The sequence below is a fragment of the Streptomyces plumbidurans genome, assembly GCF_019857225.1.
Classification (GTDB): Bacteria; Actinomycetota; Actinomycetes; order Streptomycetales; family Streptomycetaceae; genus Streptomyces; species Streptomyces plumbidurans.
The window spans coordinates 35,157-49,672 of sequence record NZ_JAFJSY010000029.1 but is presented as its reverse complement, the minus strand read 5'-3'; the positions used below and the strand labels follow the sequence as shown (position 1 = coordinate 49,672).

The window sequence follows — 14,516 nt, the reverse complement described above, 5'->3', positions numbered from 1 at the left end:
GATCCGGTGAAACAATCCCTCCATGGCGGAAATCATCCAGAAGGACGGCACCTGGGCCTTCGACGGCGATGCCCTTCGACTGACGCCGGGACGGGACAAGAGCGTCAGCCTGCTCCGCCGTACGCTGGGTGAACTCGTGGTGCCGCTGGGGGCGTTGGCGGGGATCTCGTTCGAGCAGGGCCGCAGGTCGGGGCGGCTCAGGCTGCGGCTGCGCGACGGCGCCGACCCGCTGCTGCACGCCTCCGGCGGCCGGCTCACCGAGCCCAACGACCCCTACCAACTGATCGTGGAGTCCGACCGCTACGGCGTCGCCGAGTACTTCGTCGACGAGGTGCGCGACGCCCTGCTCCTCGACGAGGTCCCCTCGGACCCGGTGACCGAGTATCTGCTGCCGGGCCCGCCCGTCCCGCTCTCCGTCTCCGCCGGGGACGGCACCGCGAGCTTCGACGGCGAGCACATCCGGCTGGAGTGGAACTGGAAGACGGAGGACGCCAAGGCCGCCGCGGGCGCCCGTACGCTGACCGTCCCGGAACTGGTCGCGGTGGAGTGGCAGCCCGCGGCCGGCCTGGAGAACGGCCATCTGCGCTTCACCGTGCGCCATGCGCCCACCAAGGCCCCGCCCAAGTACGACCCCAACTCCGTGGAGCTGTGGGGCTTCAAGAAGGACCCGCTGATGGCGCTGCTCGCCGCGGCCGTACAGGCGCGGCTGCCGCATCCCTCGGCGGCGGCGGACGTACCGCCCGAGCAGCCGCGCGCCATCGAGCGGCTCGCACCCGCCGAAGGGCGCGAGGACGAGCACGACGCGCTGCTGCGGCGGCTGCGCGAACTCGGCGAGCTGCACCGCACGGGCGTGCTCACCGACGATGAGTTCCAGCTGGCCAAACAGGCGATCCTCAAGCGCTTGTAGCGCGTGAGGACCGCCTGCGGTGCGGGTCTCCCGTCTTCGCGGGGTGCGCCCTACTTGGCCCTGCGGGCGACCGTGAAGTGGTCGATCCGGTCGCCGGTCTCGGCGATGCCCGACACCTTCAGCTTCGCGTAGTGGCCGCGCGCGGCGGGCTCCACGTCCACGCGCAGGAAGGAGTAGTTGAGGTAGCGCACCCGGGACCAGGCGACGGTCTCGTCGACCTTGCCGTCCTTGGTGTTGACGAACGAGGCCACGGAGTCACGCTCGTTGAGGTGCCCCTCATAGGAGTCCGGCGCGCTGAACGCGTACAGGCTGCGGCCCGCGGCGCCCGCCGTCACGTAGACGACGCCCTCGGTCTCGGGGTACGCGGTGTCGCCGATCGCCAGCTTCTTGGCGACCTTGTTGTCCTTGATGACGTCGGTGCGCTCGTACTGGTGGTTGTGGCCGTTGATGACCAGGTCCACGGTGTACTTCTCGAACAGCGGCACCCACTCCTGGCGCACGCCCCCCTCCGAGGCGTGCGAGGTGGAGGTGCAGTAGGCGCAGTGGTGGAAGAACACGACGATGAAGTCGATGTCCCTCGCGCCGCGGTACTTCTTCAGCTGCGCCTCGAACCACGTGGTCTGGGTGCCGCCGGAGATGCCGAGGTTGGCCGGGATCTCGAAGGAGACGTCGTTCGGGTCGAGCGAGATGATCGCCGTGTTGCCGTGGACGAAGGAGTAGACGCCCGGCAGATGCGCCTTGTCCGGCCCGTTGTCGGGGAGCGTGAAGCGGGCCTCCTCGCCGCCGTAGCCGTTGGGCGAGTACCAGGCCTCCATGTCGTGGTTGCCGTAACTGACCATCCAGGGCACGGACTTGGCGACCGACTCGGTCTGCGCGAGGAACTGGTCCCACACCCGCGAGTCGAAGCCGCTGTCGGCGCTCTGGCCCGCGCCCGCCGGGTCGGCGTAGGCGATGTCGCCGGCGTGCAGATGGAAGCTGGGGTTCTGGCCGAGGATCAGGCTGTCGTTGGCCAGGCCGTGGTAGCCGACGCCCTGGTCGCCGAAGGCCGTGAAGGTGAACGGCTCCCTGCGGTCGGGCGCGGTGGTGAAGGTGCCGAGGGTGCCGAGCAGATGGGCCTCGGCGGGGTCGAAGCCCTGGTGGCCGACGCCGTAGTAGTACGTGCGGCCCGGACGCAGATGGCTCAGCCTGGCGTGCACGTAGTACTGCGTGTGGTCGCCGCTCGCGCCGACGCCGGCCGGCGTGTAGAGCGTGCGGACCTCGGCCTCGATCCTGCGCGAGAGGTCCCAGGGGTGGGCGCCGATGCGGATGAAGGGCTTCTTCACCGCGACCGGGACCTGCCAGGAGACGGTCATCTCGGTGCGCGGGTCGTTGCCGTAGGCGAGGTGGCGGCCGAAGGGGGCGACGAGCGAGCCGTCGACGTGCTCGGTCGCGGGCGAGGTGCGCTGCGTGGGGACGGCGGCCTGCGCCACCGCGCCCGGCACGAACGCGCCGCCGGCGACGGCGCCGAGCGTCACGGCGCCGCCTCTGATCAGGTTGCGCCGCGAGAATCTCGCGCGCAGGTACTCGTGCTGCTCGGCCATGCTCATGCGGTCGGCGAGCTGCTCCGGTACTCCCATACGAGGTATGTCCATGGCGTCTGAAACTCGTCCACACGGGCGACGGGGTTCAGGACGCAGGATGGACGGCTCGCAAACAGGTGCCCATGAGAACACCAAAGAACATCCACAGCAGCCTGCCCGAAATCGGGCAGGATTCTTGCGAAACGCTCCCAGGTACCCCAGGATCGTCGGGTGCACGACGAACTTGTTGATCATCTGACCCGGTCCTCACCCCTGAGCAGGGGCGAGGCGCTGCGGGTGATCCAGGACGTGCTCGCCTACTTCGACGAGACGACCGAGGAGTTCGTCCGTCGCCGCCACCGCGAGCTGCAGGCCCGGGGCCTGGTGAACGCGACGATCTTCGAACGGATCGAGGCGGACCTGAAATACCGGGCGGTCGCACCGCCGGAGCTCACGCTCAGGCAGCTGCGCCGCATCGTCTACGGCTGAGTCGCAAGGCCGGGAACGGGATACGTATATATGTGCGGAATCGTCGGATACGTCGGGAAGCGTGACGTAGCGCCCCTGCTGCTGGAGGGTCTGCAGCGCCTGGAGTACCGCGGCTACGACTCGGCCGGGATCGTCGTCACCTCCCCGAAGACGGCCGGTCTGAAGATGGTCAAGGCCAAGGGGCGCGTACGCGATCTGGAGGCCAAGGTCCCGGCCCGCTTCAAGGGCACGACCGGTATCGCCCACACCCGCTGGGCCACCCACGGCGCCCCCTCCGACGCGAACGCCCACCCGCACATGGACGCGGAGAGCAAGGTCGCCGTCGTCCACAACGGCATCATCGACAACGCCGCCGACCTGCGCCGCAAGCTGGAGGCGGACGGCGTCGAGTTCCTCTCCGAGACCGACACCGAGGTCCTCGTCCACCTCATCGCCCGCGCCCAGGCCGAGGAGCTGGAGGAGAAGGTCCGCGAGACCCTGCGGGTCATCGAGGGCACGTACGGCATCGCCGTCATGCACGCCGACTTCCCCGACCGGATCGTGGTCGCCCGCAACGGCTCCCCGGTGGTCCTCGGCATCGGCGAGAAGGAGATGTTCGTCGCCTCCGACATCGCCGCGCTGGTCGCTCACACGCGGCAGATAGTGACGCTCGACGACGGCGAGATGGCCACCCTCAAGGCCGACGACTTCCGTACGTACACGACGGAGGGCACCCGCACCACGGCGGAGCCCACCACCGTCGAGTGGGAGGCCGCGTCCTACGACATGGGCGGCCACGACACGTACATGCACAAGGAGATCCACGAGCAGGCCGAAGCCGTGGACCGCGTGCTGCGCGGCCGTATCGACGACCGCTTCTCCACCGTGCACCTCGGCGGCCTGAACCTGGACGCCCGCGAGGCCCGGCAGATCCGCCGGGTGAAGATCCTCGGCTGCGGCACCTCGTACCACGCGGGCCAGATCGGCGCCCAGATGATCGAGGAGCTGGCCCGCATCCCCGCGGACGCCGAGCCGGCCTCCGAGTTCCGCTACCGCAACGCGGTCGTGGACCCCGACACCCTCTACGTCGCCGTCTCCCAGTCCGGTGAGACCTACGACGTGCTCGCCGCCGTGCAGGAGCTCAAGCGCAAGGGCGCGCGGGTCTTCGGCGTCGTCAACGTGGTCGGCTCGGCGATCGCCCGCGAGGCGGACGCCGGCATCTACGTCCACGCGGGGCCCGAGGTCTGTGTCGTGTCCACCAAGTGCTTCACCAACACCACGGTCGCCTTCGCGCTGCTCGCCCTGCACCTGGGCCGCACCCGGGACCTCTCGGTCCGCGACGGCAAGCGGATCATCGAGGGCCTGCGCAAGCTGCCCGAGCAGATCACCGAGGTCCTCAAGCAGGAGGAGGAGATCAAGCGGCTGGCCGAGCAGTACGCCGATGCCCGCTCGATGCTCTTCATCGGCCGCGTGCGGGGCTACCCGGTCGCGCGCGAGGCCTCCCTGAAGCTGAAGGAGGTCTCGTACATCCACGCCGAGGCCTACCCGGCCTCCGAGCTCAAGCACGGCCCCCTCGCCCTGATCGAGCCGGCCCTGCCCACGGTCGCGATCGTCCCCGACGACGACCTGCTGGAGAAGAACCGCGCCGCCATGGAGGAGATCAAGGCCCGCAGCGGCCGGATCCTCGCGGTCGCCCACCAGCACGAGGCGAAGGCCGACGAGACGATCGTCGTCCCGAAGAACGAGGACGAACTCGACCCGATCCTGATGGGCATCCCCCTCCAACTCCTCGCCTACCACACGGCGTTGGCGCTCGGCCGGGACATCGACAAGCCCAGGAACCTCGCCAAGTCGGTGACGGTGGAGTAGGGGCCCCCGCACAGAACGGACCCCCACGTGCTGCCACCAGACACGCGGGGGTCCCTTCGAATCGCCGGGGCCGCCCAATACCCCGACGACGGCTGCCATTCAGCCGGTGGCCGTCACCCCCCGGCCGGCAGCACGCCGAGGAAGCACCGTCGGCCAGTGAGCGAGCGTGGCCGTGGCCGCGTACCAGGCCACCGCGCCGGCGGCGACGGCGAACCAGCCGCCGACCTTGGCGAGGGAGTCACTGGTGGCGAACTGCGCGATGGCGAGCAGGACGAGGGAGACGAAGAACAACCCGTAGGTGCCCTGGGTGAGTTGGTCGCCGCCCGCGACGGTGAGCGACAACGTCACGAGGGCGAACAGCGCCAGGAACAGCCCTGCCGCGTTGGCGGACATCGAGTCGCCGGCGGTCACGGCCCAGGTGAACCAGAGCGCGCCGAGCACCGAGAACGCCGTGCCGTCGGCGGAGTTGCCGTCGCGGAAGGCGAAGAGTCCGGCGACGAAGAGCGCAACGCCGCCTACGTAGTGGGCCAGTGAGACGGCGTCAGCGGCCGATACTCCGTTGATCACGTCGGTGTGTCCGAGGCCGAATGCCAACAGGGTGATTCCCAGGGCGAGTCGGCCGACCACGGTGGTGGTTCCGCTTCCCGCGGAGACGACGTTGTCCACGGCGGGCTCCCTTCATGCATGTGCAGTTGTGCGGTGAGCGATATATGCCCTTCACAAGGGCACAAACACCTCTACGCGTCAGTAGGTTCGCACTTTGCACAATGGAGGCCGACCGTTCCCGGGTCGCATCCCACCAGGGAGAACGGGCGAGTTACGGAATGACGACGACGGGACGCTTGGCCCGCTTGGCGAGCCGCCCCGCGACGGAGCCGAAGAGGCGTCCGACGAGACCGTGCGTGGAGCCGACGACGATCGCGTCCGCCTCGTACTCCCGCCCGACCTCTTCCAGTTCGTGGCAGATGTCCCCGCCGCGCTCGACCAGGATCCAGGGCACCTCGGCGAGGTACTCCGCGCAGGCGAGTTCGAGGCCGAGGACCTCGGTGCGATGGTCCGGCACGTCGACGAAGACCGGTGGCTCGCAGCCCGCCCACACCGTGGTGGGCAGCCGGTTGGCGACATGAACGATGATCAGGCCCGACCGGATGCGGTTGGCCATGCCGATCGCGTAGGCGAGGGCGCGTTCACTGGACATGGAGCCGTCGAAGCCGACGACGACGCCGTGCTTGAAGGCTGGATCGCAGGAGTGGCGTGGCTCTGCCGCCGTCTCGGGCTCGGCCGCCGTGGGATCGGCGACGGGCCGCTTGCGGTCCGCGGGTTCGAAGAATTCGTGACCGGCCATGGCTGTCTCGGCGTTTTGATCCTTTATGGGAGGGACAACAGTGTGCGGCGGAGCTGTGTCCGGGAATCATCTTCCCAACCCCATACCCCCAAGGGTACGGCGGCACGCCTCCTTAGCCCAGATCCCGCCCACGGTCCGTGGGGGTTCCAGGGAGCATGCACGAGGGGGCGCCCGTCACGCAATGGTTGCTGCGCTGTACAGGCGGTTTGCACAGCATTCACCTAACGGGGAGCCTCGGTAGCGCTACCGACACGGCCCCGAGCGGTGCGGCACGCGGCGCCGGCGGGAGCGTACAGTGACCGACCGGTCGAACAGGCGTTGAACACCGTGACCCGGCCCCAGGGAGCACGCATGCCCGTACCGCACCCCACCCCCGAACCTCCGCACGCGAGCACTCCGCCCCAGGACGCCGTGACCGACGTGGTCCGCTGGGCGGCCTTCAGCTGCGTACTGGTTCCGGTGGTACTCCTTTGGTACGGCAGCTCGCTCGCCGGCGCCGCGGGCACGGCGTTCGGTCTCGCCGCCGTCACCGCCGTGTGCCGTCTGCTGCTGCGCCGGTCGGAGCGCGGCGCGGCCGGCCGTACGGCCGAGGAGGCCGCTGCCGGTGGGGGTCGTCGTCACAGAAGCGGCACGGGTGCTCACAGAGGCGGACGACGCCCTGGTGGAAACACACCGGTCGGCTGACCGGTTTCCGCGCACGCGCACGACGCTTTTCAGCCAACTTCCGGACACCGTGCATTCCTTGCCCCCACCACCCCCCGACCCCCGTTCCACCTGCACGAACAGGGGCTCACAGGCCCTGCGCACCCTATGTGGATTGGCCACTGCGACAAGGCGCACTTCCCTGCACGGCCCGCGAGTGCAACGCTTCGTGATCGAATGCTTCACGCCAAGTTGCCATGTCGACAATGTGCCGGTTCCCGAACTGGGTCACCCCGGCACCACGGGACACAGTAGATTCGATCTTGACGTCTTACGGCGGGGGACTCGTGCAGGACCGAGGGGAAACGTGCAGGAGCGACACAACCGAGGAGCCGCGACCACCGAGGGGGGCTTAGCAGTATGAGCCACGACTCCACCGCCGCGCCGGAAGCCGCGGCCCGGAAGCTTTCCGGGCGACGCCGCAAGGAGATCGTCGCGGTGCTGCTGTTCAGCGGCGGCCCCATCTTCGAGAGTTCCATACCGCTGTCGGTGTTCGGGATCGACCGCCAGGACGCCGGCGTGCCGCGCTACCGACTGCTGGTGTGCGGAGGCGAGGAAGGCCCGCTGCGGACCACAGGGGGCCTGGAACTCACCGCGCCGCATGGCCTGGAAGCGATCTCACGCGCGGGCACGGTCGTCGTACCGGCCTGGCGCTCGATCACTTCTCCGCCACCGGAAGAGGCGCTCGACGCACTGCGCCGGGCGCACGAGGAAGGCGCCCGCATCGTCGGGCTGTGCACCGGCGCCTTCGTTTTGGCGGCGGCCGGGCTGCTGGACGGCCGACCCGCGACCACCCACTGGATGTACGCGCCGACGCTGGCCAAGCGCTACCCGTCGGTGCACGTGGATCCGCGGGAACTCTTCGTCGACGACGGCGACGTCCTGACGTCGGCGGGTACGGCGGCCGGAATCGACCTCTGTCTGCACATCGTGCGGACGGACCACGGCAACGAGGCGGCCGGTGCGCTGGCGCGCCGACTGGTCGTCCCACCGCGCCGGACGGGAGGCCAGGAGCGCTACCTGGACCGCTCTTTACCAGAGGAGATCGGCGCCGACCCGCTCGCCGAGGTCGTCGCCTGGGCGCTGGAGCACCTGCACGAGCAGTTCGACGTCGAGACGCTGGCGGCCCGCGCGTACATGAGCCGCCGCACCTTCGACCGCCGCTTCCGCTCGCTGACGGGCAGCGCCCCGCTGCAGTGGCTGATCACCCAGCGGGTGCTGCAGGCGCAGCGGCTCCTTGAGACGTCGGACTACTCGGTGGACGAGGTCGCGGGCCGCTGCGGCTTCCGCTCGCCGGTGGCGCTGCGCGGCCACTTCCGCCGTCAGCTGGGTTCGTCGCCGGCCGCCTACCGTGCCGCGTACCGCGCTCGCCGTCCGCAGGGCGACAAGCCGGCCGACCTGGAGACGTCGGCGGGACCTGTGCTGCCGGGCCCGTCCCTGCACCCGGAGAACCCGGTCCCGCTGCAGAGCCGGCGCGCGGCGGCGTCGGCCCTCGGCTCGGGGCCCGCGCTGTCGACGACGACGGCGGCCGCCTCCGCGGACAACGGCCGCGAGGCGTACGTCACCAGCCGCGCGAGCGTGCCCGGACAGCGCAGCGGTACATGAGGTGAGTACGAGAGGTGAACGGTGTACCGGGGGTCCGCCCCCGGTACACCGGTACACCGCCCGTACCGCGGGGCACCCAAATGCGCACGCCAGCTTTAGGGTGGTCGCATGAACGATCGCATGGTGTGGATCGACTGCGAGATGACCGGCCTCTCGCTGTCCGACGACGCGCTCATCGAGGTTGCCGCCCTCGTCACCGACTCCGAACTGAACATCCTCGGCGAGGGTGTGGACATCGTCATCCGTCCGCCGGACCAGGCCCTGGAGACGATGCCGGAGGTGGTGCGTCAGATGCACACCGCGTCCGGACTGCTGGAGGAGCTGGCCGGGGGCACGACCCTGGCCGACGCCGAGGAGCAGGTCCTCTCCTACGTCCGCGAGCACGTCAAGGAGGCCGGGAAGGCTCCGCTGTGCGGCAACTCCGTCGGCACGGACCGCGGCTTCCTGCTCAGGGACATGGCGACGCTTGAGGGCTACCTCCACTACCGCATCGTCGACGTCAGCTCCGTCAAGGAACTCGCCCGGCGCTGGTACCCGCGGGCCTACTTCAACAGCCCCGAGAAGAACGGCAACCACCGCGCCCTCGCCGACATCCGCGAGTCCATCGCGGAGCTGCGCTACTACCGCGAGGCGATCTTCGTCCCGCAGCCCGGCCCCGACTCCGACACGGCCAGGTCGATCGCGGCGAAGCACGTCCTGCCCGCGCGGTAGGAGGTAGGAGGCCGGAGGGGCCGCCGTAAAAGCCGGGCGCGAGCACCCCTTCGGACCCTGTACACTTTTTCTCGGCCGGTCGGAGAAGCACGAAGTCAGCACCGGTCGTGGTGGGTGTAGCTCAGCTGGTAGAGCACCTGGTTGTGGTCCAGGATGTCGCGGGTTCGAGTCCCGTCACTCACCCTGAGTAATCAGCCGGTGGCCCTGAAGTTTCAGGGCCACCGGCTGTTTTCGGTTCCCAGGGAGGCGGCTGGATGGACATCGACACCCTCCACACCGCGCGCCTCGACCTCCTCCCCCTGCAGGTCACGCACGCCGCCGAGATGGCCACCACCCTCGCCGACCCCGCCCTTCCCCTGGCAGGGCCGCGGCTACGCCACGGAAGCGGCCCGCGCCCTCGTCGCCCACCTGGGCCAGGGCCCCGTCAGCACAGTCATCGCCCACATCCACCCGGACCACCACGCCTCGGCAGCGGTGGCCCGAGCGGCGGGCCTGGAGCCGACGGAGGAGCAACAGGACGGCGAAACACGCTGGCGGCTCTCGCTACGGCCCGGACGTGGCCGTCAACTCCCTTGGGTGTGCTAGGTGTTGGGCAACGCGAAGACACTCCGAGCCGCCGGCGCCCGCACCTCGACGCCGTATCAGGACGAAGTCCGCGCCACCAGTTCCGTGGCCAGCACCATCTGGCGCCGTTCCACGTCGTGGGACGCGGGTGGGCGGCGGTCGGCGATCTCGGTGATGAGGAGGTCGATCATGCGGCGGCCCATCTCCTCGATGGGCTGGCGGACGCTGGTGAGGGGCGGGTCCATGTGGCGGGCTATGGCCGAGTCGTCGTAGCCGACCAGCGCCACGTCGTCGGGGATGCGGCGCCCCTGTTTGCGCAGGATCTGGCGGGCACCGGCCGCCATCACGTCGGAGCCGGCGAAGACCGCGTCCAGGTCGGGGCAGCGGGAGAGCAGGGTCTCCATCGCCCGGCGGCCGCCCTCCTCGGTGAAGTCACCCGGTTCGAGCAGGTCGTCGTCGGCCTTGTGGCCCGCGTCGCGCAGCGCGTCCCGATAGCCGTCGACGCGGCGCTGGGCGCCGTAGACGTCGAGGCGGCCGGTGATGTGCGCGATCTTGCGGCGGCCCCGCCCGATGAGGTGCTCGACCGCCGAGCGGCCGCCGCCGTAGTTGTCGGAGTCCACCGAGGTCAGCGTCTCGGCGGCCGATCGGGGGCCGCTGATCACCGCCGGGATCTCCAGCTGGGCCAGCATGTCGGGGAGCGGGTCGTCCGCGTGGACGGAGACCAGCAGGACGCCGTCCACCCGGTGCGCGGCCAGATACTGGGCGAGCCGCCGGCGCTCCCGGTCGCTGCCCGCGAATATCAGCAGCAACTGCATCTCGGTGTCGGACAGTTCGGCCCCGACTCCCCTGAGCATGTCCGAGAAGTACGGCTCCGCGAAGAAACGGGTCTCCGGCTCGGGGACGACGAGGGCGATCGAGTCCGTGCGGTTGGCGGCGAGGGCGCGGGCGGCCGTGTTGGGGACGTAGCCGAGTTCCGCGACCGCCGCCTCGACCGCGGCGCGGGTCGACTCGCTGACCCGGGGCGAGCCGTTGATCACGCGCGAGACAGTGCCGCGGCCGACGCCGGCGCGCGCGGCGACCTCTTCGAGGGTGGGCCGGCCCCCGCTCCGGCTCCGACCTCCGTGGCCTGCCATGGGCTCCGCCGCCTTCCACCGTTTTCGCTCCGGCCTGGAATCTAACAGTCCCGTCCGACGCTGCGACCGGGGCTGTGGACCACCGCTCCCGGCCCGTCGCCGCGCCTTGGGGAGCACACTCCTCAAGCACCGGACAGGATGGATCTCTTGACCGGTACCGGACCCGTCAAGTCCACTTAACAGCCCGATAACTGAACGCATCTAGCCCGGCTTCCGCCCTTGACACCCCCGCCGGAACCGACGAACCTTCAACACATCACTTGTGGGAGCGCTCCCACAGTACCTGACACATACACATCCCGCACGTTCCCCGCCCGAGCCGCAGCGAGTACGAACGGGCCCAACCTATTGCAGTTGGCCGGGGGGTCGGCACGTCAGGCAACAGGAGGACCCAATGCGCACGAGTACCCGCCGGTCCCACCGGGTGGTGGCCTTCGCGGCCGTCGCCGCGCTGGCCACGGGGCTGCTGGCCGGCTGCGCCAGTGACGACAACGACTCGTCCGGCTCGAACGACGGCGGCGGCAACGCCAAGGGCAAGACGACGCTGACGGTCGGCACCTTCGGAGTCTTCGGCTACAAGCAGGCCGGTCTCTACGACGAGTACATGAAGCTGCACCCCAGCATCAACATCAAGGAGAACGTCACCACCCGTACCGACGTCTACTGGCCCAAGGTCCTCACCCGCCTGCAGGCCGGCTCCGGCACCGACGACGTCCAGGCGATCGAGGTCGGCAACATCACCGAGGCCGTCCAGACGCAGGCGAGCAAGTTCGTCGACCTCGGCAAGGACGTCGACAAGTCGCAGTGGCTGGACTGGAAGAACGCCCAGGCCACCACGAAGGACGGCAAGCTGATCGGGCTCGGCACCGACACCGGTCCGATGGCCATCTGCTACCGCAAGGACCTGTTCCAGAAGGCCGGCCTGCCGACCGACCGCAACAAGCTCGCCGCGATGTGGAAGGGCGACTGGGCGAAGTACGTCGACGTCGGCAAGGACTACATGAAGAAGGCGCCCAACGGCACCAAGTTCGTGGACTCCGCCTCCTCCGTCTACAACGCGGCCCTCGGTGGCGAGAGCCAGCGCTACTACGACAAGGACGGCAACGTCATCTGGGACAAGTCGTCCGGGGTGAAGAAGGCCTGGAACGTCGCGATGTCCGTGGCGACCAGCAACATGTCGGCGAAGCTGAAGCAGTTCGACAAGCCGTGGGACCAGGGCTACGCCAACGGCACCTTCGCCACGGTGGCCTGCCCCGCCTGGATGGTCGGCTACATCGAGCAGAAGTCCGGTGACTCCGGCAAGGGCAAGTGGGACGTCGCGGCGGCCCCGACCGCGTCCAACTGGGGCGGCTCGTTCATCGGCGTGCCGACGGCGAGCAAGCACCAGAAGGAGGCCGTCGCCCTGGCGAAGTGGCTGACCGCCCCCGAGCAGCAGGCGAAGGTCTTCGCCAAGCAGGCGAGCTTCCCCTCGACCCCGTCGATCTACCCGAGCCTGAAGCCGGCCGCCGACACCACGGCCTACTTCTCGAACGCGCCGCTCACCCAGATCTTCGGTGACTCGGCGAAGACCATCCCGGTCCAGGTCTTCGGCATCAAGGACCAGCCGATCGGTACCGCGATCACCGACGTCGGCATCCTCCAGGTCGAGCAGAAGGGCAAGTCGCCGGCGCAGGGCTGGAGCGCGGCGACCAAGGAGATCAAGGACGTGCTCGGCCAGTGACCAGCTCCAAGCAGGCTCTCGCGCACCCCGCGTCGAGCGCCGAGGCCGCGTCCGGCTCCCAGCCGGGCGCGGCCCGGGGCGCTCACGGTAGCGGTACGAAGCCGCCGGACCCGGACTCCTGGCGCAGTCGGCTGTACCGCTGGGACATGAAGGCGTCGCCGTACGCGTTCATCTCCCCCTTCTTCATCATCTTCGGGGCGTTCTCCCTGATCCCGCTGCTGTACACGGCCTGGTACTCGCTGCACAACGTGCAGCTGTCCTCGCTGGACACCCAGACCTGGGCCGGGCTGGACAACTACAAGAACCTGCTCAGCTCGGACTTCTTCTGGAACGCGCTGAAGAACACCTTCACCATCGGTGTGATCTCGACCGTCCCGCAACTGCTGGCGGCGATCGGTCTGGCGCACCTGCTCAACTACAAGCTGCGCGGTTCGACCGTGTGGCGCGTCGTGATGCTCACCCCGTACGCCACCTCGGTGGCGGCGGCGACCCTCGTCTTCACGCTGCTGTACTCGTGGGACGGCGGCATGATCAACTGGTTCCTGCACTTCGTGGGCATCGACCCCATCAACTGGCGGGAATCCGACTGGGGTTCGCAGTTCGCTGTGTCGTCGATCGTGATCTGGCGCTGGACCGGTTACAACGCGCTGATCTATCTGGCGGCGATGCAGGCGATCCCGACCGATCTCTACGAGTCGGCGGCGATCGACGGCGCCAACCGCTGGCAGCAGTTCCGGCATGTGACGATTCCCCAGCTGCGCCCGACGATCCTGTTCACCGTCGTGGTGTCCACCATCGGCGCGACGCAGCTCTTCGGTGAGCCCCTGCTGTTCGGCGGGGTCAGCGGCTCCAAGGGCGGTTCCGAGCACCAGTACCAGACCCTCGGCCTGTACATGTACGACCAGGGCTGGATCATCGGCAACCTCGGCAAGGCGTCCGCGATCGCCTGGTCGATGTTCCTGATCCTGTTGATCATCGCCGTGATCAACATGCTGCTCACCCGACGCATGAGGAAGTCCCAATGACCACCAGTGAACTGACTCTGCCTCAGACGCGGGAGAGGAAGGGCCGCTCCCGTCGTGTGATGGGCGCGGGCAAGCAGCTGCACGCGGGCCCGGTGACGTACATCGTCCTGACGGTCTTCGCGCTGGTCTCGCTGGCGCCCCTGGTGTGGACCGCGATCGCGGCCTCGCGCACCGACCGCCGGCTGGCCCAGACGCCGCCGCCGCTGTGGTTCGGCGGGAACCTGTTCAAGAACCTGCAGGCGGCCTGGGACCAGGCGGGCCTGGGCACCGCGATGCTCAACAGCGTCATCGTCGCGGGCACCATCACCATCAGTACGGTGCTGTTCTCCACGCTCGCCGGATTCGCCTTCGCCAAGCTGAAGTTCAGGTTCTCCGGAGTCCTGCTGCTGCTGACGATCGGCACGATGATGATCCCGCCGCAGCTGGCCGTCGTACCGCTGTATCTGTGGATGAGCGACCTCGGCTGGTCGAACCAGCTGCAGACGGTCATCCTGCCGACGCTGGTGACCGCCTTCGGCACCTTCTTCATGCGGCAGTACCTGGTGCAGGCGCTGCCCACCGAGCTGATCGAGGCGGCCCGGGTGGACGGGGCGAGCAGTCTGAGAGTGGTCTGGCACGTGGTCTTCCCGGCGGCCCGGCCGGCGATGGCCGTGCTCGGCCTGCTGACCTTCGTGTTCGCCTGGAACGACTTCCTGTGGCCGATCATCGCCCTGACCCAGCAGAACCCCACGGTGCAGGTCGCCCTGAACTCGCTCGGCACCGGTTATGTCCCCGACCAGGCCGTGATCATGGCGGGCGCGCTGCTGGGCACGCTGCCGCTGCTGATCGCGTTCATCCTGTTCGGCAAGCAGATCGTGGGTGGCATCATGCAGGGCGCGATCAAGGGCTGACGCCCGGACGCGCCCCCG

General features: G+C 69.1%; 13 protein-coding genes, 1 tRNA gene and 1 pseudogene. 11 read left to right on the top strand and 4 right to left on the bottom strand.

The annotated features are described in order from the left end of the window. Nucleotides 1-22 precede the first annotated feature (22 nt). Complete coding sequence (locus JYK17_RS20280) at nt 23-907, top strand: DUF4429 domain-containing protein (protein WP_108012993.1); 885 nt, start codon at nt 23-25, stop codon at nt 905-907. 50 nt (nt 908-957) lie between these two features. Here JYK17_RS20280 and JYK17_RS20275 read toward each other — a convergent pair whose 3' ends face one another. After that, the gene (locus tag JYK17_RS20275) at nt 958-2,523 is read right to left on the bottom strand and encodes a purple acid phosphatase family protein (RefSeq protein ID WP_108012994.1); all 1,566 of its coding nucleotides are present in this window, start codon (nt 2,521-2,523) and stop codon (nt 958-960) included. Between the two features lie 174 nt (nt 2,524-2,697). Between JYK17_RS20275 and JYK17_RS20270 the strand changes: the two genes are divergently transcribed. Next, on the top strand, nt 2,698-2,955 hold the full coding sequence (locus tag JYK17_RS20270) for a hypothetical protein (RefSeq protein WP_108012995.1): 258 nt from the start codon (nt 2,698-2,700) through the stop codon (nt 2,953-2,955). Nucleotides 2,956-2,985: 30 nt separating this feature from the next. Next, entirely contained in the window at nt 2,986-4,803 is a 1,818-nt protein-coding gene (gene glmS / locus JYK17_RS20265; protein WP_108012996.1) for a glutamine--fructose-6-phosphate transaminase (isomerizing), read from the top strand. Nucleotides 4,804-4,902: 99 nt separating this feature from the next. Here the strand turns inward: glmS and JYK17_RS20260 are convergent, their stop codons facing one another. Both JYK17_RS20260 and JYK17_RS20255 read right to left on the bottom strand, forming a co-directional pair. Further along, nucleotides 4,903-5,469 carry a GPR1/FUN34/YaaH family transporter gene (locus JYK17_RS20260; protein WP_222810930.1) on the bottom strand — a complete coding sequence of 189 codons (567 nt, stop codon included), beginning with the start codon at nt 5,467-5,469 and terminating at the stop codon, nt 4,903-4,905. A 151-nt stretch (nt 5,470-5,620) separates the two neighbouring features. Continuing rightward, nucleotides 5,621-6,148: a universal stress protein gene (locus tag JYK17_RS20255; RefSeq protein WP_108012998.1), complete on the bottom strand. Its 528-nt coding sequence runs from the start codon at nt 6,146-6,148 to the stop codon at nt 5,621-5,623. Between the two features lie 351 nt (nt 6,149-6,499). Here JYK17_RS20255 and JYK17_RS20250 point away from each other — a divergent pair, with 351 nt between their 5' ends. The 5 genes and pseudogenes from JYK17_RS20250 to JYK17_RS20230 all read left to right on the top strand — a co-directional run. Beyond that, nucleotides 6,500-6,832 (top strand): hypothetical protein, encoded by a 333-nt coding sequence (locus JYK17_RS20250; RefSeq protein WP_181362497.1) that lies wholly within the window; start codon nt 6,500-6,502, stop codon nt 6,830-6,832. Between the two features lie 378 nt (nt 6,833-7,210). Next, a complete protein-coding gene (locus JYK17_RS20245) occupies nt 7,211-8,455 on the top strand; it encodes a helix-turn-helix domain-containing protein (RefSeq protein ID WP_108012999.1) in 1,245 nt (414 codons plus the stop codon). A gap of 108 nt (nt 8,456-8,563) precedes the next feature. Further along, entirely contained in the window at nt 8,564-9,166 is a 603-nt protein-coding gene (gene orn, locus JYK17_RS20240) for an oligoribonuclease (RefSeq protein ID WP_108013000.1), read from the top strand. A 110-nt stretch (nt 9,167-9,276) separates the two neighbouring features. Continuing rightward, nucleotides 9,277-9,349: transfer RNA gene (locus JYK17_RS20235), tRNA-His, on the top strand. 171 nt (nt 9,350-9,520) lie between these two features. Then, nucleotides 9,521-9,751: pseudogene (locus JYK17_RS20230) on the top strand (GNAT family N-acetyltransferase); the annotation flags it as partial. Between the two features lie 56 nt (nt 9,752-9,807). Here JYK17_RS20230 and JYK17_RS20225 read toward each other — a convergent pair. Beyond that, nucleotides 9,808-10,863 (bottom strand): LacI family DNA-binding transcriptional regulator, encoded by a 1,056-nt coding sequence (locus JYK17_RS20225; RefSeq protein WP_108013002.1) that lies wholly within the window; start codon nt 10,861-10,863, stop codon nt 9,808-9,810. Between the two features lie 394 nt (nt 10,864-11,257). Between JYK17_RS20225 and JYK17_RS20220 the strand changes: the two genes are divergently transcribed. Genes JYK17_RS20220 through JYK17_RS20210 form a run of 3 tightly spaced genes read left to right on the top strand, consistent with a single transcriptional unit; the run spans nt 11,258 to nt 14,498 of the window. Then, nucleotides 11,258-12,583: an ABC transporter substrate-binding protein gene (locus tag JYK17_RS20220; RefSeq protein WP_108013003.1), complete on the top strand. Its 1,326-nt coding sequence runs from the start codon at nt 11,258-11,260 to the stop codon at nt 12,581-12,583. Beyond that, a complete protein-coding gene (locus JYK17_RS20215; protein WP_108013004.1) occupies nt 12,580-13,608 on the top strand; it encodes a carbohydrate ABC transporter permease in 1,029 nt (342 codons plus the stop codon). The genes JYK17_RS20220 and JYK17_RS20215 overlap by 4 nt, the downstream gene beginning before the upstream one ends. After that, complete coding sequence (locus tag JYK17_RS20210) at nt 13,605-14,498, top strand: carbohydrate ABC transporter permease (RefSeq protein WP_181362498.1); 894 nt, start codon at nt 13,605-13,607, stop codon at nt 14,496-14,498. The genes JYK17_RS20215 and JYK17_RS20210 overlap by 4 nt, the downstream gene beginning before the upstream one ends. The last annotated feature ends 18 nt before the right edge of the window (nt 14,499-14,516 follow it).

Bases quoted from the DNA above. Each gene is read 5' to 3' on its own strand.
- JYK17_RS20225 (WP_108013002.1), bottom strand. From the start codon at position 10,863: ATGGCAGGCCACGGAGGTCGGAGCCGGAGCGGGGGCCGGCCCACCCTC.
- JYK17_RS20275 (WP_108012994.1), bottom strand. From the start codon at position 2,523: ATGGGAGTACCGGAGCAGCTCGCCGACCGCATGAGCATGGCCGAGCAG.
- JYK17_RS20255 (WP_108012998.1), bottom strand. From the start codon at position 6,148: ATGGCCGGTCACGAATTCTTCGAACCCGCGGACCGCAAGCGGCCCGTC.
- JYK17_RS20280 (WP_108012993.1), top strand. From the start codon at position 23: ATGGCGGAAATCATCCAGAAGGACGGCACCTGGGCCTTCGACGGCGAT.
- JYK17_RS20245 (WP_108012999.1), top strand. From the start codon at position 7,211: ATGAGCCACGACTCCACCGCCGCGCCGGAAGCCGCGGCCCGGAAGCTT.
- orn (WP_108013000.1), top strand. From the start codon at position 8,564: ATGAACGATCGCATGGTGTGGATCGACTGCGAGATGACCGGCCTCTCG.
- JYK17_RS20210 (WP_181362498.1), top strand. From the start codon at position 13,605: ATGACCACCAGTGAACTGACTCTGCCTCAGACGCGGGAGAGGAAGGGC.
- JYK17_RS20250 (WP_181362497.1), top strand. From the start codon at position 6,500: ATGCCCGTACCGCACCCCACCCCCGAACCTCCGCACGCGAGCACTCCG.
- JYK17_RS20220 (WP_108013003.1), top strand. From the start codon at position 11,258: ATGCGCACGAGTACCCGCCGGTCCCACCGGGTGGTGGCCTTCGCGGCC.
- glmS (WP_108012996.1), top strand. From the start codon at position 2,986: ATGTGCGGAATCGTCGGATACGTCGGGAAGCGTGACGTAGCGCCCCTG.